Source organism: Cellulomonas flavigena DSM 20109, assembly GCF_000092865.1.
GTDB classification, from domain to species: Bacteria; Actinomycetota; Actinomycetes; order Actinomycetales; family Cellulomonadaceae; genus Cellulomonas; species Cellulomonas flavigena.
In genome coordinates this window covers 3,928,874-3,955,284 of record NC_014151.1, presented here as the reverse complement: position 1 = coordinate 3,955,284, position 26,411 = coordinate 3,928,874, and the positions used below count along the sequence as shown (strand labels likewise).

The 26,411-nt window shown below is 74.2% G+C and carries 26 protein-coding genes; 12 read left to right on the top strand and 14 right to left on the bottom strand.

What is annotated here, in order from left to right:
• Positions 1–11: 11 nt before the first annotated feature.
• Positions 12–2,339 carry a glycoside hydrolase family 9 protein gene (locus CFLA_RS17930; RefSeq protein WP_013118763.1) on the bottom strand — a complete coding sequence of 776 codons (2,328 nt, stop codon included), beginning with the start codon at positions 2,337–2,339 and terminating at the stop codon, positions 12–14.
• Between the two features lie 385 nt (positions 2,340–2,724).
• Complete coding sequence (locus CFLA_RS17925; protein ID WP_013118762.1) at positions 2,725–3,012, bottom strand: hypothetical protein; 288 nt, start codon at positions 3,010–3,012, stop codon at positions 2,725–2,727.
• Between the two features lie 225 nt (positions 3,013–3,237).
• Between CFLA_RS17925 and CFLA_RS17920 the strand changes: the two genes are divergently transcribed.
• Together CFLA_RS17920 and CFLA_RS21140 are read left to right on the top strand one after the other, a co-directional pair.
• Entirely contained in the window at positions 3,238–3,759 is a 522-nt protein-coding gene (locus CFLA_RS17920) for a TrmH family RNA methyltransferase (RefSeq protein ID WP_043599302.1), read from the top strand.
• Positions 3,760–4,082: 323 nt separating this feature from the next.
• The gene (locus CFLA_RS21140; protein ID WP_013118760.1) at positions 4,083–4,859 is read left to right on the top strand and encodes an ALF repeat-containing protein; all 777 of its coding nucleotides are present in this window, start codon (positions 4,083–4,085) and stop codon (positions 4,857–4,859) included.
• Positions 4,860–4,887: 28 nt separating this feature from the next.
• On the opposite strand, the gene CFLA_RS17910 is transcribed toward CFLA_RS21140, so the two are convergent.
• The 3 genes from CFLA_RS17910 to CFLA_RS17900 form a co-directional block, all read right to left on the bottom strand.
• Entirely contained in the window at positions 4,888–5,802 is a 915-nt protein-coding gene (locus CFLA_RS17910; protein ID WP_013118759.1) for a pseudouridine synthase, read from the bottom strand.
• A 168-nt stretch (positions 5,803–5,970) separates the two neighbouring features.
• A complete protein-coding gene (locus tag CFLA_RS19275) occupies positions 5,971–8,433 on the bottom strand; it encodes a glycoside hydrolase family 10 protein (protein WP_013118758.1) in 2,463 nt (820 codons plus the stop codon).
• Between the two features lie 98 nt (positions 8,434–8,531).
• A complete protein-coding gene (locus tag CFLA_RS17900; protein WP_013118757.1) occupies positions 8,532–9,683 on the bottom strand; it encodes an FAD-dependent oxidoreductase in 1,152 nt (383 codons plus the stop codon).
• 122 nt (positions 9,684–9,805) lie between these two features.
• On the opposite strand from CFLA_RS17900, the gene CFLA_RS17895 reads away from it, so the two are divergent.
• Together CFLA_RS17895 and CFLA_RS17890 are read left to right on the top strand one after the other, a co-directional pair.
• On the top strand, positions 9,806–10,723 hold the full coding sequence (locus tag CFLA_RS17895) for a YndJ family protein (protein ID WP_013118756.1): 918 nt from the start codon (positions 9,806–9,808) through the stop codon (positions 10,721–10,723).
• Positions 10,720–11,238 (top strand): DUF1990 domain-containing protein, encoded by a 519-nt coding sequence (locus CFLA_RS17890; protein WP_013118755.1) that lies wholly within the window; start codon positions 10,720–10,722, stop codon positions 11,236–11,238. Before CFLA_RS17895 ends, CFLA_RS17890 begins: the two co-directional genes overlap by 4 nt.
• Before the next feature lie 24 nt (positions 11,239–11,262).
• Here the strand turns inward: CFLA_RS17890 and CFLA_RS17885 are convergent, their stop codons facing one another.
• Entirely contained in the window at positions 11,263–11,736 is a 474-nt protein-coding gene (locus tag CFLA_RS17885) for an ATP-binding protein (RefSeq protein ID WP_052302758.1), read from the bottom strand.
• A gap of 69 nt (positions 11,737–11,805) precedes the next feature.
• Positions 11,806–12,105 carry a GNAT family N-acetyltransferase gene (locus CFLA_RS17880; protein ID WP_013118753.1) on the bottom strand — a complete coding sequence of 100 codons (300 nt, stop codon included), beginning with the start codon at positions 12,103–12,105 and terminating at the stop codon, positions 11,806–11,808.
• 104 nt (positions 12,106–12,209) lie between these two features.
• Between CFLA_RS17880 and CFLA_RS17875 the strand changes: the two genes are divergently transcribed.
• Together CFLA_RS17875 and CFLA_RS17870 are read left to right on the top strand one after the other, a co-directional pair.
• Positions 12,210–13,352, top strand: coding sequence for a sensor histidine kinase (locus CFLA_RS17875; protein WP_245530269.1), 1,143 nt, complete (start codon positions 12,210–12,212; stop codon positions 13,350–13,352).
• The gene (locus CFLA_RS17870; protein WP_013118751.1) at positions 13,349–14,023 is read left to right on the top strand and encodes a winged helix-turn-helix domain-containing protein; all 675 of its coding nucleotides are present in this window, start codon (positions 13,349–13,351) and stop codon (positions 14,021–14,023) included. The genes CFLA_RS17875 and CFLA_RS17870 overlap by 4 nt, the downstream gene beginning before the upstream one ends.
• Before the next feature lie 17 nt (positions 14,024–14,040).
• On the opposite strand, the gene CFLA_RS17865 is transcribed toward CFLA_RS17870, so the two are convergent.
• From CFLA_RS17865 to CFLA_RS17845, 5 genes are all read right to left on the bottom strand, one after another.
• Positions 14,041–15,690 (bottom strand): ABC transporter permease, encoded by a 1,650-nt coding sequence (locus tag CFLA_RS17865; protein WP_013118750.1) that lies wholly within the window; start codon positions 15,688–15,690, stop codon positions 14,041–14,043.
• Entirely contained in the window at positions 15,687–16,613 is a 927-nt protein-coding gene (locus tag CFLA_RS17860) for an ABC transporter ATP-binding protein (RefSeq protein WP_013118749.1), read from the bottom strand. Before CFLA_RS17860 ends, CFLA_RS17865 begins: the two co-directional genes overlap by 4 nt.
• Before the next feature lie 60 nt (positions 16,614–16,673).
• On the bottom strand, positions 16,674–17,348 hold the full coding sequence (locus tag CFLA_RS17855) for a TetR/AcrR family transcriptional regulator (RefSeq protein ID WP_013118748.1): 675 nt from the start codon (positions 17,346–17,348) through the stop codon (positions 16,674–16,676).
• 112 nt (positions 17,349–17,460) lie between these two features.
• The gene (locus CFLA_RS17850; RefSeq protein ID WP_013118747.1) at positions 17,461–18,591 is read right to left on the bottom strand and encodes an endo-1,4-beta-xylanase; all 1,131 of its coding nucleotides are present in this window, start codon (positions 18,589–18,591) and stop codon (positions 17,461–17,463) included.
• An 86-nt stretch (positions 18,592–18,677) separates the two neighbouring features.
• Complete coding sequence (locus CFLA_RS17845) at positions 18,678–20,381, bottom strand: FAD-dependent oxidoreductase (protein ID WP_013118746.1); 1,704 nt, start codon at positions 20,379–20,381, stop codon at positions 18,678–18,680.
• A gap of 132 nt (positions 20,382–20,513) precedes the next feature.
• Between CFLA_RS17845 and CFLA_RS17840 the strand changes: the two genes are divergently transcribed.
• The 4 genes from CFLA_RS17840 (at position 20,514) to CFLA_RS17825 (ending at position 23,670) form a co-directional block, all read left to right on the top strand.
• The gene (locus tag CFLA_RS17840) at positions 20,514–21,692 is read left to right on the top strand and encodes a hypothetical protein (RefSeq protein ID WP_013118745.1); all 1,179 of its coding nucleotides are present in this window, start codon (positions 20,514–20,516) and stop codon (positions 21,690–21,692) included.
• A 153-nt stretch (positions 21,693–21,845) separates the two neighbouring features.
• Complete coding sequence (locus tag CFLA_RS17835) at positions 21,846–22,688, top strand: SMP-30/gluconolactonase/LRE family protein (RefSeq protein ID WP_013118744.1); 843 nt, start codon at positions 21,846–21,848, stop codon at positions 22,686–22,688.
• Positions 22,689–22,808: 120 nt separating this feature from the next.
• Positions 22,809–23,237, top strand: a complete 429-nt coding sequence (locus tag CFLA_RS17830; protein ID WP_013118743.1) for a hypothetical protein — start codon at positions 22,809–22,811, stop codon at positions 23,235–23,237.
• A 1-nt stretch (position 23,238) separates the two neighbouring features.
• Entirely contained in the window at positions 23,239–23,670 is a 432-nt protein-coding gene (locus tag CFLA_RS17825; protein WP_013118742.1) for a MerR family transcriptional regulator, read from the top strand.
• Between the two features lie 44 nt (positions 23,671–23,714).
• Here CFLA_RS17825 and CFLA_RS17820 read toward each other — a convergent pair whose 3' ends face one another.
• Positions 23,715–24,272, bottom strand: coding sequence for a helix-turn-helix domain-containing protein (locus CFLA_RS17820; RefSeq protein ID WP_013118741.1), 558 nt, complete (start codon positions 24,270–24,272; stop codon positions 23,715–23,717).
• Positions 24,273–24,334: 62 nt separating this feature from the next.
• Here CFLA_RS17820 and CFLA_RS17815 point away from each other — a divergent pair, with 62 nt between their 5' ends.
• Together CFLA_RS17815 and CFLA_RS17810 are read left to right on the top strand one after the other, a co-directional pair.
• Entirely contained in the window at positions 24,335–24,679 is a 345-nt protein-coding gene (locus CFLA_RS17815) for a hypothetical protein (protein ID WP_013118740.1), read from the top strand.
• 43 nt (positions 24,680–24,722) lie between these two features.
• On the top strand, positions 24,723–25,652 hold the full coding sequence (locus CFLA_RS17810; protein ID WP_013118739.1) for an alpha/beta hydrolase: 930 nt from the start codon (positions 24,723–24,725) through the stop codon (positions 25,650–25,652).
• A 57-nt stretch (positions 25,653–25,709) separates the two neighbouring features.
• Here CFLA_RS17810 and CFLA_RS17805 read toward each other — a convergent pair whose 3' ends face one another.
• Complete coding sequence (locus CFLA_RS17805) at positions 25,710–26,327, bottom strand: DUF305 domain-containing protein (protein WP_013118738.1); 618 nt, start codon at positions 26,325–26,327, stop codon at positions 25,710–25,712.
• Positions 26,328–26,411 lie beyond the last annotated feature (84 nt).

Below are 26,411 nucleotides of genomic sequence, written 5' to 3'. Positions count from 1 at the left end.
GTGCGCAACCGTCAGGAGCAGGCGGCCCCGTTGACCGTGAACGCGGTCGGTGCCGCGTTCGTGCCGCTGTACGAGCCGTTGAACCCGATGCTCGTCGTCGCGCCGGGCGCGAGCTGGCCGTTCCACGCGGCGTTGGTCGCGGTCACCGTCGAGCCCGACTGGTCCCACGTCGCGCTCCAGCCCTGGGTGACCTTCTGGTCACCCGCGAACGTGAAGCCGAGGCGCCACGACGACCACGCGGTGGAGCCGGTGTTGGTCACCTCGACCGCCGCCGTGAAGCCCGAGCCCCATGAGTTCGCCGAGTACGTCACCCGGCAGGCCGCAGCCGGCTGGGGCGTCGGGCTCGGCGTCGCGGAGGGGGTCGGCGACGGGGTGGGGCTCGGCGTCGCGGACGGGGTCGGCGACGGGGTGGGGGTCGGCGTCACCGACGGGGTCGGCGACGGGGTGGGGCTCGGCGTCGCCGACGGCGTCGGCGTGGGGGTCGGGGTGGGCGTCGGGGTCGGCGTCGGCGTCGCGCCGCCCGCCTGCTCCGCCGCCCACGCCGTCAGCCACGCGAACGCCGAGTTCCAGTTGATCGCGACCTCGTTGACCGAGTACGCGTCGATGTGGTCGACGAAGCACTTCTGCGCCGCGCACCCGGCGAGCTGCGCCGCCGCGTACGGGTCCTGCAGCTCGCTGTTCGGGCCGCCGGACAGCGACCCGGGGGGCGCGGTCGGCAGGGACGCGTCGAGCTGGTTCGCCCAGAACCGGTGGTGCACGTTGCGCACGGGCTTCTCGCCGTAGCCGGCGACGTACGACTGGTTCAGCGGGTTGCGGCCCTGCAGGTAGTCGAGCGCGCCGAACACGGCGGTCCGGTACTTCGCCTGGCCCGTGAAGTCGTACGCGAGGGCCAGCGCGTTGGCGTTGTTGGTCACCTGGCCGTTGGAGCCCCAGTAGTAGACGCTGCCGGCGTTGTTCGGTGCCGGGTACGCCTGGCCCGCCAGGCGGGAGAGCGCCGCGTCCGCGAAGGACACGATCGCCGAGCGCGTCGCCGCGACGTCCGACGCGGGCAGGTCGGTCGGGACGAGTGCGAGCGTCGTGTCACCGAGCCCGCCGGTCCAGCCCCAGTCGTACCCGCGCTGCGCGAAGCTCGTGCCCTTGTAGAATGACGAGCCCGTGACATCGGCGCGGTAGGCCGACTCGCCCGTCGTCGCGTACAGCTCGGCGGCCGCCCAGTAGAACTCGTCGGTCACGGAGGTGTCGCCGTACGCCCCGCCGCCGGTGCCGTCGCTTGCCGACGCGATGCGGTTCGGGTTGGCCTTCGCCGCGGCGTACGCGGTCCTCGCGGCGCTCAGCGCCTTCGCGGCGAACGTCGCGTCGTACGGCTCCCACAGGCGCGCTGCCTGTGCGGCGACGGCCGCCATGTTGAGCGTCGCGGCCGTGCTGACGGGCGCGAGGATGCGGCGCGACGAGTCCTGCGACGGGATCGTGGGCATCCCCGTCCAGTTCTCGTCGTGCATCTTGTGGTGGACCATCCCGGCGTCGGTGCGCCCGGCCGGCACCTGCATGCGCAGCAGGAACTCGACCTCCCAGCGCGCCTCGTCGAGCACGTCCGGCACCCCGTTGGCGCGCTCGGGGATGCGCAGCTTCCCGTCACCGAGCGCCGCGCGGTCCGCGCCGTCGACGTGCAGCGTCCGCTCGTACGCGTTCTGCAGCTGCCACGTCGCGATGCCGCCGTTGACGACGTACTTGCCGTGGTCGCCCGCGTCGTACCAGCCGCCGCGCACGTCGAGGCTGTACCCGCAGGACTGCCGGCACGGCACGCTCGTGTCGCCCTGGTTGGGGGCGACACCCAGGTGCCCGGCGGCGCGCGCGTACGCGGCTCCGACGTACTGCGACTCGATCGCGATGCCCGAGCGCTGGTGGTAGAAGAACGCGAGCGCGTCGTACCGGAGCTGCTTCAGCGGGTCGGCGGAGATGTCGAACGGCAGGCTCTCGGAGCCGCCCGCGACCAGCACGTACCCGGTGCCCGGGGTGTCGTACGACGAGAAGTCGACGAGGTGGGTGCGGTCGCCGGACAGGGAGTCCGCGCCCTTGACGGTGGTGCTGCCCGAGGCGACCGTGCGGCCGGACGCGTCGCGCAGCGTCCACGGTACGGGGGACGTCGCGGAGCTGACGAGCGTCGCGACCTTGGCGACACCGGGGACGTAGGCGACCTGGTTGACCTTGACCGGGGTGCTCGGGTCGGCGGCGGCGACGGCCGCGGGCGCGGTGGCGCCCGTGACGGTGAGGGCGGCGGCGACCGCGACCGCGGCCGAGGCTGCCAGGCCGGCGGCGCGCCGGCGGGTGCTGGGTGGCATGGGGGACCTCGTTCGGGGGAGACGACGTGGTGACGACGCTCGTGCCGCGGCTGCCCCGGCGGTGGTGCCGGCCGACGACGGAACGCCCTGGTCACGGTAGGTCGGCTGGTCGGCGCGCCGGAGCGCGTCGCGCTCACGGAATCGATTAGGCCTCACCTCGACCGCTCGCACGGCTCGAGGACGTGCCTTCCTGGTGGACGACGCCAGGTCTCCGCGCTGTTCGTCACCGGCAAGCGGGCGGCCGCCGGGAAGTGCACGTCGAGTTGACGCGTCCTGCCCCACGGACGTCGACACGGCGGGAGGGCCGGGGCAGTGCCCCGGCCCTCCCGCCGTGTCACCGAGCGGCCGGACGGCTCGGCGCGTGTCTCTCGTCGCGTGCGACCGCTCAGTGCTGCTTCGCGTACGTGCGGCGCTTGTGGACCGCGATGGCGACGAGCGCCACGGTGATGACCGCGAAGACGGCGGAGACGGTCACCGGGCCGACCGTCTCGAGCAGGCGCGCGACGCCGCGGTACTTGCGGGCGACGCCCTCCGGGTCGGCGAAGCTGTCCCACAGCGACGTGAAGGGGATGATCGCGAAGGCGAGCGTGGGGATCGCGACGGCGAAGTCGGTCCACGACGGCTCGTCGTCGTCCTCCTCGACGGGGGCGTTCACGGGGGCGGTCGAAGCCATGGTCATGTCCGTTTCATGGGGATGTGGTCTGACGTCGCCCGAGCGTAGGAGCGGCGGTGCCGCGCGCGGCAGATGGAAACTTCCGCCCTCTGCGGCACTCGGCGTGCGGGGTTGCCCCCGGACGCGTCGCGGCGTCACACTGCAGGCTCCCGACGATGGCCCGCGTGCGCCGCGAAGCACGTCCCACATGAGCACTCGTCCCGGAGGGGTCACCCTCGTCCGCCCGTGAGCCGCCCGCAGGTGCGGGTCCGGACCCGCGAGGACCTGCGACGCGAGCGTCGCTCCCGTTCCCACGGCTGCTGGGACCACCTGGTCGCCGCCCCGCTGTGGCCGCTGCACGGCGCCAACCTCGGCACGCTGCTGCGCACGTGCGACGCCGCCGGCGCGTGCCTGGCGGTACCCCGGCTGCCGTGGGTGCCCGAGGCCCTCGCGCGCGGCAACACGCTGCGCCGGCCGGCATGCGTCCACTGGACCGGCAGCCCCGTGCGGTGGCTCGAGCGGCAGCGCGAGCGCGGGTCGGCGGTGGTCGGCGTGGAGCTCGCCGAGGAGTCCGTACGGCTCGGTGACCTCCCCGTCGCCCGCGGCCGCACGGTGATGGTCCTGGGGCACGAGCAGACCGGCGTCCCGCCGGAGGCGCTCGACCTGCTCGACGTCGTCGTCGAGATCCCCATGGTCGGCACGGGTGCGAGCCTCAACGTTGCGGTCGCGGGCTCGCTCGTCCTCTACCGCCTCGCAGGTCTCGTGTGACGAGCGCCGCGAGAAGTGGTCGGACCGGCGACCACTTCTCGGCGGTCGGCGCGTAGGTGTGACCACGTCCCGTGGACGTCAGCGAGTCGGTTCGGCCAGGGCCGGGACCTCCTCGGCGTCGTGCCCGCGTCTCGGACGTCGGGGTGAACCCCACTCAGAGAAGACCGACATGCCCACGTTCACGGGGAGATGTGCAGATCGTGCGAGCGCCCACCCCGAAGCGCACCACAGCGGTACGAAAGGGCGTTAGCGTTCGCGCGGTTGTCCGGATCGGTGCAAAGGCGCGTCACCGGGTAGGGGGTACCGACGACGAGGAGAGACCGATGCGGAGGATGGTGCGCGCTCTGGGCGTGGCCGTGGTGGTGGCAGTGGGGGGCCTGGGCCTGGGGGTGTCACCGGCAGCCGCCTACGGTCTGAGCCCGGAGATCCAGGCGCACCGCGAGCTCGTCAAGGCGGGCTTCAGCGGGACGACCGACGAGGAGTACCGCGCGTGGGTCGAGGCGCTGCTCGCCGCGCCCTCCGGCCCGGTGATGCGCTCGTCGGCGACCAGGGCCCTGGCCGGCACCATCGAGGAGCTGCGCGCCTACGTCGACGGGGGGTACGTGTCGGCGTGGAACGTCGACGAGGAGCTGCGCGTCGTGCGCTTCATCAACGGCGCCACCGAGCCGCACGTCGACGCCCTCGTCCAGCGGGTCGTCGACAGCGGCGACCCGCAGGACTTCACCGACTTCCTCGACTTCGGGTACGCGGAGGCGCAGCTCGCCGACGACCGGCTCGCGGCGTACCGGATGGTCGAGGGCGGGCGGGACACCACGGGTCCGGCGCTCGATGCCGCGGCGCAGGCCGCCCTGGCGGGCACGCCGGAGGAGCTGCGGGCGTTCATCGTCACCGGCCAGTTCGTGGCGCGGGCCGTCGACGCGGCCAACGTCCCCACGACGCCCGTCCAGCCGGGCACCCCGGTCCAGCCGGGCACGCCGGTCCAGCCCGGTACCCCGGTCCAGCCCGGTACCCCGGTCCAGCCCGGCACCCCGGTCCAGCCCGGTGCCCCGGTCCTCGCCGGTGCCGCACTGCTCGTCGTCGCCCGCCGCCGCACCGCCTGACCCGCCGCACGATCCGGTCGGCGCCGGCTCACGTGAGGGGGAGGGTGCGGCTGCTGTGGAACTCGCGGCCGCGACCGTCGACCGGGTCGGTGAACGCGATCCGCACCGCGAGGAGCTGCAGCGGGTCGGTGAAGTCGTCGAGGTCGAGGTCGCGCTCGACGGGGTACAGCCGGTCCCCGACGATCGGGATCCCCAGGCCGCACAGGTGCAGCCGGAGCTGGTGGGTGCGGCCCGTGCGCGGGGTCAGCCGGTAGACGCCGAGCCCGTCGACCTCGCGCTCCAGCTCGACGTGCGTCTCGGCGTTGACCGGCGCACCGGGCACGACCTCGGCGTGCGCGGTGCCGCGGACCTTGCGGATGTGGTTGCGGACGTCGGCCGGCAGCTCGAGGTCGTCGCGCAGCGGCGCGAGCGCGCGGTACGTCTTGTCGACGGCGCGGCGCTCGAACGCCGTCTGGTACGGCGCGCGCCAGCGCTGCTCGGTGGCGAGCAGCAGCACGCCGGACGTCGCGCGGTCGAGCCGGTGCAGGGGTGAGAGCTCCGGCAGGTCGAGCTCGGCGCGCAGCCGCACGACGACGCTCTGCACGATGTGCCTGCCCCGGGGGATGGTCGAGAGGAACGGCGGCTTGTCGACGACGACGAGACGCTCGTCGCGGTGCAGCACGTGGATGCGCCCGGGCACCTCGGGCTCGGCGCGCACGTTGCGGTGGAACCACACGTGCCGGTGGGCCACGTACGGGTCGTCGTCGCGCAGCACGCGGCCGTCGGCGTCGACGAACCGGCCCTCCGCGAGCATCGCACCCACGTCGACGTGCACCGGCAGGCGGTGCCGCAGCCACGCACCCATCGTCGGGAACGGGTCGGGGACACCGCGCTGCGGCGGTGGCGTGCACACCCGGGCGGCGGGCAGCCCGTGACGGGCCGGGAGGGGGGAGCGCGGGGGCACGTGTCGATCCTAAGGACGCACGGTGCCCGCACGGCCGACGCCCGTGCGACACCCGCGTGGACGCGCGACGGAGCACGGCGTGCCGACGTGCGAACGCCGACGGCGCCGATCCCGAGGGATGCGGCGCCGCCGGCGTCACCGGCTCACGAGCCGGTCAGGTGCTGCGGGTCAGGCGCAGGCCAGCGAGGTGCTCGCCGGTGCGCTGCCCGAGCCGACGAACCCGAAGGTCGTCGACTGGCCCGCCCCGAGCGACCCGTTGTACGGGGCGTTCGAGACGACACCGCCGGACAGGGTGCCGTTCCACACGTTGTTGGTCGACACGCTGCCGAGCGTGACGCGCCAGCCGTTGATCGCGGACGAGCCGGCCGTGACCGTGACGGTGCCCTGGTAGCCACCGGGCCACGAGTTGGCGACCGTCAGCGCCGCGGAGCAGGCCCCGTTGCCCGGGGGCGGGGTGGTCTCCGTCGGCGGGGTGGTCTGCGTGGGCGGCGTCGTCTCGGTCGGCGGCGTCGTCTCGGTCGGGGTCTGGCCCGCGTTCAGGGCGTTGAGGGTGGCCGTGTAGGCCTCCTTCTTGTTGCCCGAGTTGTCGAACAGCAGCGGGGTGCCGTACGAGCGCCACGAGTCGGAGTCACGCACGCCCCAGACCGTGATGCCCTTGCAGGCCGGCACGGCGAGGCAGTCGTTCACGACGTTCGCGTACGTCTGCGCCTGCTGCTGACCCGAGCCCTCGATGTCCAGCTCGGTGATCTGCACCTCGACACCCAGGGCGGCGAAGCTCGACAGCGTCGTGCGGTAGTTGCTGTTGTACGCCGACTGGGCGTTGAAGTGCGACTGGAAACCCACGCAGTCGATCGGCACGCCGCGCGACTTGAAGTCACGGACCATGCGGTAGACGGCCTGGGTCTTGTCCCACGTCCAGTTGTCGGTGTTGTAGTCGTTGTAGCAGAGCTTGGCGCCCGGGTCCGCGGCGCGCGCGGCGCGGAACGCGGCCTCGATCCAGTCGTCACCGGTGCGCTGCAGGTTCGAGTCACGACGCGCACCGCCGTTGCCGTCGGCGAACGCCTCGTTCACCACGTCCCAGCTGTGGATCTTGCCCTTGTAGTACGTCGCGACCCGCGTGACGTGGTTGAGCATCGCGTTGCGCAGCTGCGTGCCGGACATGTTCTGCATCCAGCCCGGCTGCTGGGAGTGCCACGCCAGCGCGTGCCCACGCACCTGCTTGCCGTTCTGCGTCGCCCAGTTCAGGATCCGGTCGCCCTGGGAGAAGTTGAACTGGTTCTGGTTCGGCTCCGTGGCGTCCATCTTCATCTCGTTCTCGGCCGTCACCATGTTGAACTCACGGTTCGCGATGGTCGTGTAGGTCGAGTCGTTGAGCTTGCCCGCCGCCAGGGCCACACCGAAGTACCGGCCCGTGCGGGCCGCCGCGGCCTGCAGCGTCGCGCCGGGCTGGGACGGCGGCGTCGTCTGGGTCGGCGGGGTGGTCTGGGTGGGCGGCGTCGTCTGGGTGGGCGGCGTCGTCTGGGTCGGCGGCGTCGTCTGCGTCGGCGGCGTCGTCTGGGTGGGCGGCGTCGTCTGCGTCGGCGGCGTCGTCTGGACCGGCGTCGCGGCGTTCAGCGCGTTGAGCGTGGAGGTGTACGCCTGCTTCTTGTTGCCCGAGCCGTCGAACAGCAGCGGCGTGCCCGAGGCGCGCCAGGAGTCGGTGTCGCGCACGCCCCACACGGTGATGCCGGTGCAGCGCGGCACGGCGAGGCAGTCGTTGACGACGTTCGCGTACGTCTGTGCCTGCTGCGAGCCCGAGCCCTCGATGTCCAGCTCCGTGATCTGCACCTCGACGCCCAGGGCGGCGAAGCTGGAGATCGTGGTGCGGTAGTTGCTGTTGTACGCGCTACCGGAGTTGAAGTGGGACTGGAGGCCGACGCAGTCGATCGGGACACCACGGGACTTGAAGTCGCGGACCATGCGGTACACGGCCTGCGTCTTGTCCCAGTTCCAGTTGTCGATGTTGTAGTCGTTGTAGCAGAGCTTCGCGCTCGGGTCGGCCGAGCGAGCCGCGCGGAAGGCGGCCTCGATCCAGTCCGAACCGGTCTGCTCGAGGTTCGAGTTGCGACGACCGCCGCCGTTGCCGTCGGCGAACGCCTCGTTCACGACGTCCCAGGCGTAGATCTTGCCCTTGTAGTACTCCGCGACCTTCGTGACGTGGTTCAGCATGGCGTTGCGCAGCTGCGTGCCGCCCATGTTCTGCATCCAGCCCGGCTGCTGGGAGTGCCACGCGAGAGCGTGCCCACGAACCCGCTTGCCGTTCTGCACGGCCCAGTTGTAGATGCGGTCGCCCTGGGAGAAGTTGAACTGGTTCTGGTTCGGCTCCGTGGCGTCCATCTTCATCTCGTTCTCGGCCGTGATCATGTTGAACTCACGGTTCGCGATGGACGAGTAGGTGGAGTCGTTCAGACGGCCCGCGGCGATCGCGGTGCCGAAGTAGCGGCCGCTGATGGCTGCTGCCTCCTGCAGCGTCGAGCCGGCGGCCTGCGCCGGGATGGCGGCGGCACAGGTGACCGAGAGGGCGAGCACGGCGACGAGCGACGCGCCTCGCGCTGCCCGGCGCTGTGCTCGGAGCATGGATGGGGGGGTCATCGTTCCTCCTTGATGGGCCGGACACCAGATCGCCAGCGAGCCGGTCGGCGGTGGTCCACTCTTCGGTCCCCCTATATGCCCGTCAAGCAACCTAATCGCTACAGTTGCGCGTTCCGGACGCCCCGGTTTGCGGGCATCCGGACGCAACTCGCCCGGGCTCGGCCGGTGCGCGGCGCGCCCACCGCGGGACCCGCTCGGTGCGTGGTCCGAGCCCGATGACGCGGGCGGGCAACGACGTCAGTGCGGGCACGCACGCGACGAGGGCGAGGAACCGGTCCGACACCGCCCACGGGCGACATGGCGTGGGCGGCGTCGCCGAGGCACAGCACGCCGGGTGCGGACCAGCGGCGCAGGCGCTCGAGCCGCACGTCGAGGTGCTTGACGTCGTCCATGGACACCAGGCGCGCGACCTCGCCCCCGAGCTCGGGCGCGAGGGTCCTGAGGTCGGCGCGGAACGCCTCGATCCCGGCGGCGCGGAGCGCGGAGTCCCGCCCCTTCGGCGCGAGGTAGGCGCACTGCAGGTACCCCTCGCGCGGGATGGTCACCAACGCTCGTCCGGCGGCGACCCGCGGCACGAGGGACCCGCCCACGGCCCCGTCGGTCGGCAGGCGGAACCACCACACGTCGAACGGCACCGGGAAGCCCCGGCACGGCAGGCCGACGGCGCGTCGCACCACCGACCACCGCCCGTCGCACGCGACCACGAGGTCGGCGGCGAGCGTGCCGGTGCCGCGCGGCGAGGTCCAGGTGACGCCGGTGACGCGGTCGCCGTCGCGCACCACGCCCGTGACCTCGTGCTCGCGCACCAGCGTGAACGTGGGCTCGGCGGACGCGGCGCCCGCCACGAGGTCGAGCAGGTCCCACTGCGGGACCATCGCGACGTAGGGGTGGGCGACGGGCAGGCGGGAGAAGTCGACGACGGGCACGCGGCGGCCCGCCGAGTCGGGCAGGGCGATGTGGTCGACGCGGGTGTGGGGCAGCGTGAGGAAGCGGTCGAGCAGCCCGAGGTCGTCGAGCGTCTGCAGCGTGGAGGGGTGGACGGTGTCGCCGCGGAAGTCCCGCAGGAAGTCGGCGTGCTTCTCGAAGACCGTGACCTCGATGCCGGCGCGCGCCAGCAGCAGGCCGAGGACGAGCCCGGCGGGTCCGCCGCCCACGATCGCGCACGTCGAGCGCGACGGTGGTGCCGGTCGACCGTCGGTGGTGCGGGGTTCCGGGGTGCTCCCGGTCGTCAGCGCGTGCGTCGCCGTCATGGCAGGACCCCTCGCCGGGCTGCCCTCCGGGGGTGGGTCCACGGGCCTCGTGGCCCGTATTGAACATGTTCATATGAACGTGTTCCATATATCTATGGCTCCTCCCCGGACGGTCGCTCGCCGTGCATGACACCCTGACGCCCGCCGCGCTGCTCGGCGTCCAGGCCGCCATCGCGCTCGGCGCCGTCGTCGTCCAGCCCCTCGGCCTGCGCCTGCTCGCCGCAACCGGCACCGTCCGCGTCCCGCACCCGCGCTCGCCCGCCTGGCCCCTCGCCGGGGCGGCGGCCGTGCTCGCGCTGCTCCTGCCGCGAGGCCCGGCGGCGGTCGCGCTCACCCTGCCGTTCGCCGGTGCGGCCGCGGTGCTCCTCGCGCTCGCTGCCGCGACCGTCACCCGCGCCCGCCGGCCCCCGGAGGTCGCCGCGATCGCCGCGCTCGCCCTCCCGGCGGTCGGTGCCGTCGCCCTCGTCGCCGACCGCGCCGGTGCGGCCGTCCTCGGGTTCGGCGGCGACATCCTGCTGCTCACCGTGCCCCACATGCTCTTCGCCGGGTTCGGCGCATGCCTCGCGGCGGGCCTCGCCGCCCGTGCCGACCCGGGCGGACGGCTCGCGGACCTCGGAGCCGCCGGGGTGACCCTGGGCGTCGTGGCGGTGCTCGTCGGCTACCTCGTGTCGGACGTGGCCGAGCTCGTCGGCACCGTCGTCCTCACCGCCGGGATGTGGTGCGCCACCGCGGCCGCCTGGCGCGGGGCCCGCGCCGACGCCGCACGGGGCAGGCCCGCGACGGCCGCCGCGTGGGCCGCCGTCGCCGCCGTCGGGAGCGTCGTCGCGATGCTGCTGGCACTGTGGTGGGCGCTCGGCGAGGTGACCGGTGTGCCGCACCCGGACCTGTCGTGGATGGTCGCCACGCACGGGGCGGCCAACGCGCTGGCCGTGGTCCTCGGCTCCCTGGTCGCGCTGCGGCTGCGCGCCGGGCGCGACCGGCGCCCTGCGCAGGCGCCGGACGGCCGCGGCGCGGGAGCACCCGGGACGGTGGAGGCATGACGGGCGACCTGACGTACGCGCCGGTCGGCGCGACCCGCGGGCGCACCGGGACGTGGACCGGCCTGCCGGTGGGCTACGCGGTCCTGCGCGCGCACCACCGCGTCGCTCGCGGTGCCGACGAGCCGCAGCGGGCCGCGCTCGCGCACGACCTGCGCACGTGGCGTCTGCACGAGGCTGCCGGGGTACGGGTCCGGGCGCCCGGACCGGCCGAGCCCGGGACGCAGGTCGTCAGCCTCCTGGGTCCGGGCGCGCTCGCCGTGCACGCACCCACGTGCGTCGTGTGGGCCGACCACGAGGGCTTCGGGTACGGGACGCTCCCCGGCCACCCGTTCGCGGGGGAGGAGGCGTTCCGCGTCGTGCTGCGCGGCGGTGACCTGTGGCTCGACGTCGAGGCGTACAGCCGCCCGGTGTGGGCGGTGGCGCGGGCGGCCGGCCCGCTGGTGCCGGTGCTCCAGCGGCTGTACGTCCGGCAGCTGGCACGCGCGGCCCGTCGTCTGCACCGGCGCCGCGGCTGACGTCTCGGTCGCGGCGCGCGCGGGTCACGGGCCGAGCGCCGCCCAGATGACCTTGACGCTGTCCGTGCGGTACCAGCCGACGTCGCGTGCCAGACGCCGTGCGATCTGCAGGCCGAACCCGCCCTCGCCGGGCGGTCGCTCGCCCGCGAGCCGGGGCTCCGTGCCCAGGTCGTGGTCGGCGACCGTCAGGAGGAACTCGTCGCCGTCCTGCCGCAGCTCGACGATGGTCGGCGGGCGGCCGTGCCTGATGCCGTTGGTCGCGAGCTCGGAGGCGACGAGCACCAGGTCGTGCGCCACCGTGCCCAGGGCCTCGACCGCGGGCAGCCCGGAGCGCGCGTTGATCTCCTCGCGGAGCTGCCAGCGGAACGCCGCGAGCTCCGCGACCGTGTCGAGCACCCACCGGCGCACGGTGACGAACCGGGCCGGCGGTAGTGAGGTCCGCAGACCGCCGTCGAAGGAGGAGGGGTCGCCCGAGGAAGGCCCCGACGATGTGGTCACGCGTCCGACCGTAGAGGAGCGACGCCGTCCGCGCGCGCCCGATCGCGTACTCCTCGATCGCGCCGTGCGTCACATGGCGAGGTCGGCGTCCACCGGGTGCCGGTCGAGGTACGCCCGCACGAACGGGCACTGCGGCACCACGCGCCGCCCGGAGGCGCGGACGTCGTCGAGCGCGAACCGCACGAGCTGCGAGCCCAGGCCCTTCTCGCGGCGGGAGGGGTCGACCACGGTGTGCTCCAGCACGACCGCGCCGTCGCGCAGCGCGTACGTGAGCGTGCCGGCCTCGTCCTGGCCGACCCGCAGGACGTAGCGGTGCCCGGCCGCGTCGTGCTCGACGATCCGGGCGGGACCCTCCGGCTGGTGCGTCATGCGCCCGATGGTAGGCGCCCGCACGTGCCGACCGGTGCTTGCCGCGGTGCTCGGCGGTCGCGCCGGGTGCCGGCAGGTCCGAGGAGTGTGCGAGCCTGGTCGGCGTGCCGAGCTGGAGCGTCCCCCGGGCCGTCGCCCGGAGCATCGTGCGCGGCGACGTGACACGTGCGCGCCGCGTCACGGGGTTCTGCCTGGCGGTCGCGGGCCTGCCGCTGGTGACGGTGCTGCTGCTGACCGCGAGCGAGCAGCTCGCCCTCGGCAGCGTGCTGCTCGTGTACCTGCTGGGCGTGGTCGTGGTGTCGGCGGTCGGCGGTCTGCTGCCGGGGCTGGTGTCGGCGGCCGTCTCGTTCGCCCTGGCGAACTGGTTCTTCACCCCGCCCTTCCACACCCTGACGGTGGACGGGCGTGACGCGCTCGTCGAGCTGGTGGTGTTCGCGGGCGTCGCGCTGGTCGTCGCCGCGACCGTGGAGATCGCCGCCCGTGACCGGTTGCGCTACCAGCGCGACCTCGACGAGCACGAGGCACGTGCACGCGAGCTGGCCGGGGAGGACAGGGCCCGGGCGGCACTGCGGGCCTCGGTGGGCCACGACCTGCGCACGCCCCTGGCCAGTACCAAGGCGGCGGTCAGCAGCCTGCGGCAGTCCGACGTCGCGTGGCCCGAGCCGGTGCGCGCCCAGCTGCTCGCCACGATCGAGGACTCGACCGACCGGCTGACCCGGGTGGTCGCGAACCTGCTGGACATGACACGGCTGCGCTCGGACGCCGTGACCGCCCGGCTGACCCCGGTCGCTCTCGACGAGGTCGTCTCGCGTGCCGTGCTCACCGAGCACCGTGCGAGTGTGGCGGTGCTGGTCGCCGACGACCTCCCGCTCGTCCTGGTCGACCCGGGCCTGCTCGAGCGGGTCGTGGAGAACCTCGTGGAGAACGCCGTCCGGTTCACGCCCGCGGGCGAGCGCGTCGAGCTGCACGCCGCGTCGGTACCCGCACCCGACGACGCGCCGGAGGACGCGGCCTCGTGGGTGGAGCTGCGGGTCGTCGACCGCGGCCCGGGCATCGCACCGGAGCGGTGGGCGCAGGTCTTCACCGCGTTCCAGCGTCTGGACGACCGTGACTCCGGCTCGCACGTCGGCCTCGGCCTCGCGATCGCGCAGGGGTTCACCGAGGCGATGGGGGCCGAGATCACGCCGTCCCGGACGCCCGGCGGTGGGCTGACGATGACCCTGCGCCTGCCCGCGGCCGGGCGATGACCCGGCTGCTGCTCGTCGAGGACGACGACGCCCTGGTGCGCACGCTCGAGCTGACGCTCGGCGTGCACGGGTTCGACGTGCACGCCACCGGCCTGGGTGCCCAGGCCCTCGTCCTGGCGCGCACCTTCCAGCCCGAGATCGCGATCGTCGACCTCGGGCTGCCGGACCTCGACGGCCTGGAGGTGGTGCGTGCCCTGCGAGCGTGGTCCGACGTCCCCGTGCTCGTGCTCTCGGCGCGCGACGCCCAGCACGACAAGGTCGGCGCCCTCGACGCCGGCGCCGACGACTACGTCACCAAGCCCTTCGGCATGGACGAGCTCCTCGCCCGGCTGCGGGCGGCGCTCCGCCGGGTCTCGCCCGCCGACCGCGCCATCGTCTTCCGCACCGAGCACCTGGTGATCGACCGGGCATCGCGTCGCGTCGCGCGCGACGGTGCACCGGTGCACCTGACGCCCACTGAGTGGAGCCTGCTGGAGGCGTTGCTGCGGTTCCCGGGGAGGGTCGTGAGCCGGCGCGAGCTGCTCCAGGACGTCTGGGGGCCGCAGTACGTCCAGGAGGTCACCTACCTGCGCGTCTACGTCGCGCAACTGCGCCGCAAGCTCGAGGAGAGCCCGGCGGCGCCGCGGCACCTGCTCACGGAACCCGGCGTCGGCTACCGCTTCGAGCCGTGACGTGACGCCGCCGGGCGTCAGGCGGTCATGTCGCGGCGGCGCAGGGCGACGGCAGCCGTCGCCGTGAGCGCGCCCGCCGTGAGCGTGAGGAGAGCCAGCGGCAGGACGGTGACCGCCTCGTACGGCGCGTGGGGCACCAGCGCGAACGGCGCCGCGTCCAGGACCGCGTCCGGCAGGTTGAACAGCGGCCCGTACAGCCCGACCAGGATCGAGGTCACGAGCAGCAGCCACACCCACCACGTGCCTGCCCGGGCGCCGTGGGCGAGGGCGGCCACGGCCTGGAAGCCCAGCACGACCGGCAGGTACACCAGGGCCGCGGCGGTGAAGGCGCCGACGTGCCCGCCACCGCCCACGGAGCTCGCGACTCCCGCGCCCAGGCCGAACCCGCAGACCAGCAGCAGCAGCGTCGAGCCCACGGCCGTCACCAGGAGCGTCCCGCCGAGCCACGCCGGGCGGCTGACCGCGGTCGCGAGCACCACGCCGGCGCGGCCGTCGTCCTCCTCCCGGTTCAGCCGGTTCACCGACACCACCGCGTACACGGCGACCGCCATGGCGAAGAACGCGAGGAACGCCGACAGGGTCGAGCTGAGCACGTCGTCCAGGGCTGCGCCGCCGAACACCTCGGCGAGCTGCGGCTGGGACGCGAAGCTGTCCACGATGCCCTGGGCCATCGACCCGGTGAGGACAGCGAAGACGAACAGCCCCACCGCCCACCACGCGATCCCCGACCGCTCGGTGCGCCACGCCAGGCCCGCGGGGCTGAGCAGCGCGCGGCGGGCGTCGGCGCGACCGCCCCGGGCGGGCACCAGGCCGGCGCCCACGTCGCGGCGCCCGACCAGGAGCAGGGCACCCCCCACCAGGAGCACCGCTGTGCCGAGGCCGAGCAGGAGCGGCCACCAGCGCAGGTCGACGAACGCGCGCGTCTGCTGCGCCCACCCGATCGGCGACAGCCAGGAAAGCGTGCTGCCGCCGGGCTGGGCGGCGTCCCCGACCCCGCGCAGCACGTACGCCAGACCGAGGATCCCGCCCGCCATGCCCGACGCGGTGCGGGCGTGCGCGCTGAGCTGCGCGGTGACGGCGGCGAGCGCGCCGAAGACCAGCCCCACCGTCGCCGCCCCCGCGGCGATCGCCGCCGAGTCGGCCGCCGCCAGGCCGTTCGCCAGCAGCGCGGCGAGCAGCACTCCGGCCACCGCGAGGTTCGCGACCACGAGGAGCAGCAGCGCAGCGGCGAGCGGGGCGTCGCGTCCGACGACGCCGGCGCGCAGGAGGTCGGCCCGCCCGGTCTCCTCCTCGGCGCGCGTGTGGCGCACGACCAGGAAGAGCGACATGAGTGCGACCGCGACGGCGATCATGCCGAGCATCTCGTTGGCGATCATCACGCCGAACGTGTAGTCGTCCAGGCCGTAGCCCGGGCCGGTCATGAACGCGCCCGACGGATCCTTCATGATCGCGGCGCGGGTCTGCATCGCGGCGGCGTCCGGGTAGACCGCCGGGATCGCGGCGCCGAAGTACGCGATGAGCCCGCCGACGCTCAGGGCCCACACCGGGAGGCGGACGCGGTCGCGCCGCAGGCCGAACCGCAGCAGCCGGAGCGTGCCGGTCACGGTCGTGGCGGCGCTCGCGGCCGCGTCCGGCGTGGCCTCGCGGCGCCGTCTCGTCGTCGTCATCGCGCACCGCCGGCCGTGCTCGACGCGTCGGTGCGTACCGCGCCGCCGTCGTAGTGGTGGACGAACAGTTCCTCGAGCGTGGGCGGTGCGACCACGAGGTTGCGCACCTCCATGGCGGCCAGGGTGCCCAGCACGCGGGACAGCGCGGTGTCGTCGACCGTGAACGTCAGCCGTCCGCCGTCGCCCGTGACGTCGTGCACGCCGTCGACCGCCGCGATCGCCTGCGCGCCGTGCGGGGTGGTCAGCCGGACGGTGCTGCGCGTGAGGTGCCGCAGCTCGTCGAGGGAGCCGCTCTGCACCGTGCGACCGGCGCGGATGATCGTGACGCGGTCGCACAGCTTCTCGACCTCGGCGAGGATGTGGCTCGAGAGCAGCACGGTGGTGCCGCGTGCGGTGGCCTCGGTGACGCACTGCTGGAACACCCGCTCCATCAGCGGGTCCAGCCCGGACGTGGGCTCGTCGAGCACCAGCAGGTCGACGTCGCCGGCCAGAGCGGCGACGAGCGCGACCTTCTGCCGGTTGCCCTTGGAGTAGGTGCGGGTCCTCTTGGTGGGGTCGAGGTCGAACCGCTCGAGCAGCTCGGCCTTGCGTGCCTGGTCGAGCGGGCCGCGCAGGCTCGCGAGCAGGTCGATGACCTCCCCGCCGGTGAGCTTCGGCCACAGGCTGACGTCGCCGGGGACGTACGCCAGGCGCCGGTGCAGCTCGACGGCCTGCGACCAGGGGTCGGCCCCGAACAGGCGGACGGTGCCGGCGTCCGCCCGCAGCAGACCGAGCAGGACGCGGATCGTCGTCGACTTCCCGGCGCCGTTCGGGCCGAGGAAGCCGTGCACCTCACCGGCGTCCACGGTGAGGTCCAGCCCGTCGAGGGCGCGCACCGCGCCGAAGGACTTGGTCAGGGCATGCACGTCGATGACAGGGGCCATGGCACATCGCACTCTCTGTGGGGTACCGCGCAGGAGGTGGTCGGCTGGGGCCTCGCCGGGTCAGGCCGTGCGAGGCGCGTCGGGCCCCGTCGGCGGGTCGCTCACGTAGAGCAGGTACGCGTCGAGCATCGTGTTGTCCGTCATGAGGCCGTGCGTGAAGAGCTCGACGGCCGGCAGCATCATCCGGTCCCGGTAGCCGTGCAGCATCGCGAGGACGTCCGTGGGGTCGTCGGGGACGTTCAGCGTCATGTCCAGCAGCAGGGTGCCCAGCCCCTGCACCGTCAGGTACCGGGCGCGCGCCTTCTCGTCCCGGCTCGGGCGCATCTGGCCAGTCGCGACCGCCTCGGCGAGGTAGACCTCGGCGTCGGCGACGAAGTGCTCGACGAAGTCGCGTGCCATGGCGCCCCCGGCCTGCAGGCTGCGCAGCGCGTACCCGACCAGCGGCGCGTACTCGTCCAGCGACGCGAGCTGGAGCAGAACCTCCTGCGTCGTCCCGGAGGCGATCGCCCGCTCCTTCGACTCCCGGATCGTGGCGAGCACGTAGGCGTCGCACACCTGGCGCAGCCCGTCCTTGGAGCCGAAGTGGTGGACGATCAGCGCTGCGCTGACGCCGGCGTCCTCCGCGACGGCACGCAGGGGCGCACCGAAGCCCTCGCGGGCGTAGCGCGCCACCGCCGCGTCGCGAATCCGGGCGCGCGTCGTGAGGTCTCCGACCCCGGGCGACGTTGAACGCATGTTCCATAGCCTAAACGCGCGTTCAGTGCGGTGGCAAGAGCATGACGTCCCGCCCGGTGCGCGCGGGTCGCACCGACCACGCGCACCGGCCGACGGGCCGCGCGAGGAGGACTTACTCGCCGGCCAGCGCCTCCGCGACGGCCGTGAACGCGGGCTTGGCGTGGAAGTCCTCGTCGAGGACCAGGGCGGAGCCCTCGCCGGTGAAGAAGCCGGGCACCCACGAGTAGGCGTCGGTCACGCCCCACAGGGTCAGCGACGTGCAGCGCTCGACCGCGACGCACGCCCCGACGGCCCGCCGGTAGTAGTCGACCTGCTTGTCGACGTCGACGTCGTCGGGCTTGCCCTCGGCGTCGACGGGCACGCGCACGTCGAGCTCGGTGATCGCGACCTCCAGGCCCAGGTCGGTGAACCGTCGCAGGTTGTCCTCGAGGTCGTCCGGGAACGGGTACTGCGTCGACAGGTGCCCCTGCACGCCGAACCCGTGCAGCGGGACGCCCTGCGCCAGCAGCTCCTGGGCGAGTGCGTAGTACGCGTCGGACTTGCGGCCGATCGACTCGACGTTGAAGTCGTTGAGGTACAGCACCGCGTCGGGGTCGGCCTCGTGGGCCCAGCGCAGGGCGTCGGCGACGATGTCCGTGCCGAACCGCGCGAGGAACGGGTTCTCCTCGGTGCGCAGCACGCCGGAGTCGTCGAAGATCTCGTTGGCGACGTCCCAGTGCACGATCCGGCCCTTGTACCGGCCGACGACGGTGGCGATGTGCTCCTGCAGCAGGGCCCGCATCTCGTCGTCGGTGAACTCGCCGCTCGTCAGCCAGCGCGGGTTCTGCGAGTGCCACAGCAGCGTGTGCCCGCGCACCACCTGGCCGTTCTCCTCGGCGAACTCGATCACCGCGTCGGCGCCCTCGAACCGGAACTCGTCGCGCGTGGGCCGGACGAACTCCCACTTCAGCTGGTTCTCGTGGGTCACGGACGAGAACTGCTCGGCGATGACGTCGCGGTACGCCTCGTCCGCACCGAACGGGTCGGGGTAGCCGGACGCCGCGTAGTGCCCGCCGCCCGCGACGGCCACACCGACGGCCAGGCCGTCCCGGGCGACGTCGCGCAGCGCCACGTCGGCTGTCGACGCGGGGGTCGGCGTGGGGCTGGGCGTGGGGGACGTCTCGCCGGCGGTGCAACCGCCGACGGCGAGGGCGGCGGCGACGCCCAGCGCGGCCCCGTCCCGGACGAGCCTCGGTGCTCTCATGGTGCGCGATCGTACGGTGCCCGCCGCCTCGCGGGTGCTCCGGTGCGGAGCGTGAAGCGTTGTTGCCGGAATCCGGCAGGAACGCTTCACGCTTCCGGGCGCACGACCGTCAGCGGCAGCGCCGCCCGCGCGTGCGCCGGGACGACCGGGTGGCTCGGCGGCACCGGCGGGACCCGGCGGTACGGCTCGCCGGGTGCCGGCCGCGGGTCCGCGTCGCCCGCGTTCGGCCAGGCCGCGCACGCACGCTCGGCCTGCGCCGTGATCGTCAGCGACGGGTTCACACCGAGGTTCGCGGAGACGGTCGAGCCGTCCATGACGTGCAGCCCGGGGTACCCGAAGACGCGGTGGTAGGCGTCGACGACACCGGTCGAGACGTCGGCGCCGATGGTGCACCCGCCCAGGAAGTGCGCGGTCATCGGCACGTCCGCGATCTCGCCGAGCGTGCTCATCGGGATGCCGTCGCCGAGGTGCCGGGCCATCGCGCGGTACGCGGCGTTGGCCTGCGGCAGCCACGTGGGGTTGGGCGCGTCGTCGCCGCGCGTCGACGTCAGGCGCCACCGGCCCGTCCACGTGCGACGCGGCCGCACGGTCAGCGACGCCCCTCCCGTCTGCATGACGAGCCCGATGACGGCCCGGTCGGACCACGTCCGCAGGCCCGTCAGCATCCCCAGCACGTGGCCCGGGTGCCGCGCGACCTGCCCCAGCCAGCGCACCCACCGCGGCACGCGCCCGCCGCCGTCCGTCAGCACCGTGCCCAGCAGCGCCATGAGGTTCGACCCGTGGCCGTAGCGGACGGGTTCGATGTGGGTGCGCTCGTCGAGCCAGACGGACGACGTGATCGCGACCCCGCTGTTCAGGCGCGGGCCGCGGGCGCGGGGACGGCGCGCCGCACCGCCGAGCGCCTCGGAGTTGGTGCGCGTGAGGTGCCCGAGCCGGTCGGACAGATGGGGCAGCGTGCCGTCGGCCTTGAGCCGGTGCAGCAGCTCCTGCGTGCCCCACGCGCCGGCGGCGACGACGACCTGGTCAGCGGTGACGTGCGTGCGCGGTCCGCTCCGGCCCGTCGGGACCGTCACCACGTCCCACCGTCCGTCCGCGCGCGGCACGAGTGACGCGACCGTGGTGTCGGGGACGATGCGCGCGCCCGCGCGCTCGGCGAGCCACAGGTAGTTGGTCTCGAGGGTGTTCTTGGCGCCGTGCCGGCAGCCCGTCATGCACTCGCCGCACTGCAGGCAGCCGCGGCGCTCCGGGCCGACGCCGCCGAAGAACGGGTCCGGCACGGGCGCACCGGGCTCGCCGAACACCACGCCGACGGGCGCGAGGCGAAACGAGTCCGCGACGCCCAGGTCGCGCGCGGCGGCCCGCACGACCTCGTCCGCGGGGGTCGACGTGGGGTTCGTGACGACGCCGAGCATGCGCTGCGCCTGGTCGTAGTGCGGTGCGAGCTCCGCACGCCAGTCCGTGATCGACGCCCACTGCGGGTCGCGGTAGAAGTCGTCGGAGTCGGGCCGGTACAGCGTGTTCGCGTACACCAGCGACCCACCGCCCACGCCCGCACCGGCGAGCAGCACGACGTCCGGCAGCACGTGGATCCGCTGGATCCCGCGGCACCCCAGGCGCGGCGCCCACAGGAACCGCCGCACGTCCCACGACGTGCGCGGCAGCGTGCCGGGCGTGAACCGCCGCCCCGCCTCGACGACGGTGACGCGGTACCCCTTCTCCGACAGCCGCAGCGCCGCGACCGCGCCGCCGAATCCCGAGCCGACGACGAGAACGTGCGGGGCGTCGGCCATCACGCACCTCCGGGCGTCGTCGCGGGCGGGGGAGGCGACGATAACGCGCCGCACCTGCGGGGGAGGACCGCTGCACGGGTAGCGTGCCGTCCGGCACACTGCTGCCGCACGTCGTCGAGCCGGAGGTGCGCAGTGACACGCGGGACCGACCCCGACGACCCGGTCGTCGACCCCGTCCCGGAGCCGCCGGGTCCCGCAGCCGCCGCGGGCCTCGACGGCGAGCCGACGGTCGTCCCCGCGCCACCGACCGAGCCCGCGAGCGCCGACGAGGCGCCCGCCGCCCGGACGCTCGCGGGGATGCTCGCCGCGCGTCGGGCACGCGTGTCGCTGCCGTCGGTCTCCCTGCCCATCTCGTTCCCGCAGGTGTCGCTGCCGCAGGTGTCGTTGCCGGCGGTGCGCGTCCCGGCGCTGGGCCGACGCGCGCCGCAGCCGCAGGACGCACCGGCCACCGGCGGGGCGGGGACGGCGGCCGCGGACGTGCCCGAGCCGCCGGACCCGCCCGACCTGCTCGTGGCCCTCGAGGACGCGCTCGAGGAGGCGGTCGCCCTCGACCCCGTCGAGCCCGGCGCCGAGGTCGTCCCGGGCGGCGAGGAGCACGCCGGCGGGACGGACGACCTCCTCGCCGGGTGGGTGGCGCGCGTCATCGAGGCGTACCCGCGCCCGTCGTACCCGATGACGCAGGAGTGGGACGTGTCGATCCAGGGGATCGTGCGGCTCGTGCCGTTCCTGCCGCGGTTCGCCACCGCACCGCTCGCCCTGCTCGACCGGTTCGGGGCCGTGACGATCGGGCCGGAGCGGGTCGGGCTGGACGGCAAGGACGTCGCGTGGGACCGCGTCGTCGAGGTCCGCACGGAGCCGGCGTGGACGCGGCTGTCGGCCGAGGCGCTCGAGGCCGACCTGGCGCAGTTCGTCACCGTGATCCCCCCGGTACCGGGGCGTGGGTGGGTGCTGCGGCGCATCAGCGAGCTGCTGCTGTCGCTGTACCTCGCCGTCCTGCCGCCCGACGACGGCGACATCGACCTCGACGACCCCGAGGACGAGCTCCTCACGTCGCGCGTGGTGACCGCCGTGCGGTACCGCCGGCGGTTCGGCCACGGCGAGGCGACCGTCGGTGCGGCGTCGACCCTGCTCCAGCTCGCGCTGCCGGGCACCGTCGAGACGGTCGTCGCGACCGCGCAGGAGCACGACGTGCCGGTACGGCACGTGGCCACCGCGGACACGGACATCGGCACGGTGGTCCGCCGTGCCGCGACGTGGCGCCGCACGGCCGTGGGCATGCGCGACGACCTCGCCGCCCGCTGGCGGCGCTGACCAGGACGGGTCACCCCGCCCTGCTCCGCGAGAGGGCGATCCGGCCCGGACGATTCCCTGAGGTCCGCCGGTCGGGAGCGGACCGTGCCGGGTGTCGGCGTGCGTCGCGCGGCCGGCCACGGAAGGCTCGTGCCAGCCGACCGAGGAGGAGCAGTGCTGCGAGCCGAGCAGGTCACCGACGCCGTCGCCTACCACGGCGAGGGTCCGTGCTGGTCACCGACGTGGGGAGGGCTGCGGTGGGTCGACCTGCTCGCGGGCGACCTGCTGACGCTGCGTGACGACGGGGACGTGGAGCGGCTGCACGTGGGGGACGTCGCCGCGTTCGTGCGACCGCGCTCGCGGGGCGGGTACGTCGTGGGGCTGGAGCGGGGGATCGCGCTCGCGGAGTCGCCCGACGGTGAGCCGACCCCCATGCGGGAGCTGTGGACGGACCCGGGTGTGCGGATGAACGAGGGGGCGTGCGACCCGTGGGGCGCGCTGTACGCGGGGTCGATGGCGTACGACGCGCACCCCGGTGGCGCCACGCTCTTCCGGATCACGCCGGGCGGGGACGTCGACGTGGTGCTCGACGACGTGACCATCTCCAACGGTCTGGACTTCTCGCCGGACGGCACGCGCGCGTACTACGACGACACGACGACCGGACGCACGGACGTGTTCGACGTCGTCGACCGCCGGTTGACGAACCGCCGCCCGTTCTTCTCGCGTCCCGGCGACCACCCCGACGGCCTCACCGTCGACTCCGCCGGCAACGTGTGGGTCGCGCTGCACGGCGCGGGCCGGGTGCGGTGCGTGTCGCCCGCAGGGGAGGTGCTCGCCGAGGTCGAGGTGCCCGCCCACCAGACGACGGCCTGCACCCTCGGCGGCCCCGACCTGCGCGACCTCTACATCACGACGTCCCGCGAGAACCTCGACGACCCGGAGCCCGAGGCGGGTGCGCTGTTCCGCGTCCGGGTCGACGTGCCAGGGCGCCCGGTGCTGCCCTTCGGCGGCTGACGGGGCGCCCTCGGCGCCGTCGCGCGACCACTGGTCGGCCGGCGGGTTCCCCATCTGACGAGTGGTCGAGCGGGGAACCGGGTTGACCCTGCACCGAGGTGCAGGGGGCAGGGTGCGGCCATGAGCATCTCCGCCCGTCGTGTGGTCCGCGCCTCCGCCGTCTACGACCTCGTCGTCACCGTCGCGTTCGCCCTGCCGTGGACCGCGGCGGCGGCGTTCGGAGGGCTGGGGGCGCTGCACCACCGCCTGGGCCTCGACGGTGTCACGCCGTCACCCGACGACGTGTACCAGGTGCTGTTCGCCGGGCTCATGGGCAGCGTCGTCACGGTGTGGGCGGTGTACCGGATCCTGCGGCCGTCGCTCGCCGCCGGCGCCGCCGACACCCTGGCCCGCGGGCTGTTCTCGCTCGGGATGCTGGTCGCACTGACGAACGGTGCGTCACCGCTGGTGACGACGCTGCTCGTGCCGGAGGTCGGGTGGGGCGTCGTCCAGGGGATCGCGGTCGCGCGGGCGCGCGCCGTGACGGTCCGCGCGTCCGTAGCATCCTGACGTGCTCATCGCCGACGTCGCGCTGCAGGTGGGGGTCAAGGTCTCCACGATCCGCTTCTACCTGCGCGCCGGGCTGCTGCCGGAGCCCGACCGCACCGCCGGCGGCTACCGGCGGTTCACCGCGGACCACGTGCGCCGTGCGCGGTTCCTGCACCGGGGTCAGGAGCTCGGGTTCACGCTGGCCGAGCTCGCGTCGCTCGACGTCCTCTCCCAGCAGGCCCGCGCGGGCGGCGTCGCCGCCGACCTCGTCGCCCACGGTCGCGCGAAGATCGCGGACATCGACGCGCGCATCCGGGACCTGCGCCGCACGCGCGACGCGCTGGCGACGCTCGTCGACGGGCCCGGCTTCGACCCGGACGCGAACTGCCCGGTCGTCGCCGCGCTCACGGACGAGCCCTGCGACGCGCCGATCGCCGGCCGCGCGACGGGCTGACCGCCGCCCGGCTCCGTGGGGGCCCCGCCGGCCGCCGCAGGCGGTCAGTCGTCGGCAGCCGCTCCCGCCGGCGGGTCCGTCGGCAGCAGCACGGTCGAGAACAGCCGGCGCCGTCGTCCGTCGCCCGGCCCCTGTGCGAGCCGGGGCGCCAGCACCGTGCGTAGCTCGGTGACGAGCTCGGCGGTCTCGTCGTCGGTGAGGTACAGGGCGTGCTGGCGGTAGCCGACGAGGTCACGGACGACGTCGCGGTCGTCGTGCTCGAGGTAGCGGTCCATGTCCGCGAGCAGGCCGACGACGAACGTGAGGAACCCGCGCCGGTGGTCGTCGTCGGTCATCGCACGGGCGGCGTCCCCGTCGACGTGGGCCGCGCCCGTCCGCAGCCGGTAGGTGCGCTCGACGGCTCCCCGCACGCGGTGCTCCTCGGCGACCTCGAGGACGCCGCCGTCGACGAGCGCGGCGACCTGCCGGTAGAGCGTCGCCGGCGGGACGTCGGGCAGCTCCGTCCGCAGGTCCGACGTGGTCAGGGCCCGCTCGCCGAGGAACGCCTGGGCGATCCGCAGCCGCACCGGGTGCAGCAGCACCTGCGTCGGTGACATCTCCATGGCACCAGCCTCTCCCACGATCGGTCTTGACACCATTCTCACTATCAGGAAGGGGATCAGTCATGACAACGATCGACATTCGTTCCGGTTCCCTCGTCGTCGCCCTCACCCGCGGGGAGAAGGTGGCCGGCCTGCTGCGCGACGCGGCGTTCCCGCTGACGTCCGTCCGCTCCGTCGAGGTCGTCGACGACGGCCTCGCCGCGGTGCGCGGGCTGCGCGCCCCCGGCCTCGGCCTGCCCGGGCGGCGCATGATCGGCACGTGGCGCGGCCGGGAGGGGCGCACCCTCGTGTCCGTCCGTCGTGGCCGCCCGGCCCTGCGCGTGACCCTCGAGGGCGAGCGCTACCGCCGCCTCCTGCTCGACGTCGACGACGCGACCGCCACCGCCGCCGCGCTCGCCGCTGCCTGACCCCGACCTCGTCCCCCACGAGCCCCACCGAAGGACCTGCACGATGACCGAGACCACCCTCACCGTCACCTCGGCCGGGCACGACCTGCCCGGGACCCTCACCACCCCGGCCGGCCCCGGCCCGTTCCCCACCGTGCTGCTCGTGCCGGGCTCCGGCCCGGTCGACCGCGACTCGAACCACAAGCGCATGCGTCTCGACGTCACGCGCCAGCTCGCGGTCGCGCTCGGCGAGGCCGGGCTGGCCACGTTCCGCTACGACAAGCGCGGCGTCGGGCGCAGCTCTGGGGACTGGCGCGAGGCCGGCTTCCACGAGAGCGGCGACGACGTCGCGGCCGTGCTCGACGCGCTCGCGGCCCGGCCCGAGGTCGACGCGTCCCGGCTCGTGCTCGTCGGACACTCCGAGGGCGCGCTGCACGCCATCGAGGTGGCCGCGCGCCGCACCGACCTCGCGGGCGTCGCGCTGCTCTCGACCTCGGCGCAACCCGGTCTCGAGGTCCTGCGCTGGCAGTCCCGCAACGTCGCCGGCGACCTCCCGGCGTTCGTCCGCGGCGTGCTGCGGCTGATGCGCACGGACATCGAGAAGAAGACCGAGCAGAACCGTGTGGCCATCGCCGCGACCACCGGCGACGTCGCGCGGATCGGCGGCGTGAGGATCAACGCGCGCTGGCACCGTGAGTTCATGGCGTACGACCCGCGCGTCGACCTGCCGCGCATCACGGTCCCCGTGCTCGCGCTGACCGGCTCCAAGGACCTGCAGGTGGACCCGGCGGACCTGACGACCGTCGCCGAGCTCGTCGCGGGGCCCGTCGAGACGCACGTCGTGCAAGACGTCACGCACGTGCTGCGCCGGCAGGACGGGCGCGCGTCGCTCAGCGCCTACAAGGAGGAGATCCGCCGCCCGCTCGACGAGCGCGTCGTCGACCTCCTCGTCACCTGGGCCCGCCGCGTCACGACCGTGGCCGCGGCGGCCTGACCGCCGCGCCCCGCCGTGCCCCGCGCGACCGGGTGCTGCCGGGCGAGATCGGCTGCGTCAGTCCGAGGCGAGAAGCCCCCGCATCTCCTCGATCTCCCGGGTCTGGTCGTCGACGATCGCCCGCGCGAGCTCCCGCGCGTCGGGGTTCCGGCCGTCCTCGAGCTCCGCCTCCGTCATCAGCACCGCGCCCTCGTGGTGGGCGATCATCAGCTCCAGGAAGCGCTCGTCGAACTCGGCGCCCTGGAGCGCGTCGAGCACGCCCATGGCCTGGCCGTGGTCCATGCCCTCCATCTCCATGCCCGCCGCGGGCATGCTGCCGTGGCCCATCTGGCCGTGGTCCATGACGGCGGCCTCCCCCCACGCGTCCAGCCAGCCGGTCATCCGCTCGATCTCGGGTGCCTGCGCGGCCTCGATCCGCTCCGCGAGCGACCGGACCCGCGGGTCCGTCGCGCGCTCGACGGCCAGGGCGGCCATCGCGATCGCGCCCTCGTGGTGCACGATCATCATCTGCGCGAACTGCGTGTCGGTGTCGTCGTGGTCCGCCACCGTCGCGGCTGCCGACGCGCTCGCCGTGCCCGCCGCGGGCGTCCCGCCCTGCCCGGCGCACGCGGTCAGCGCGACGCCCAGCGCGAGGGCAGCAGCGGTGGCGGCCAGGGATCGGCACGTGCGGTGCATGGGGGCTCCCGGGGTCGAGGGTGCGGGCGGCCCGCCGACACGTGCTGCGCCGAACGGGTGGGACGTCGAGCCTGCGCCCTGCGA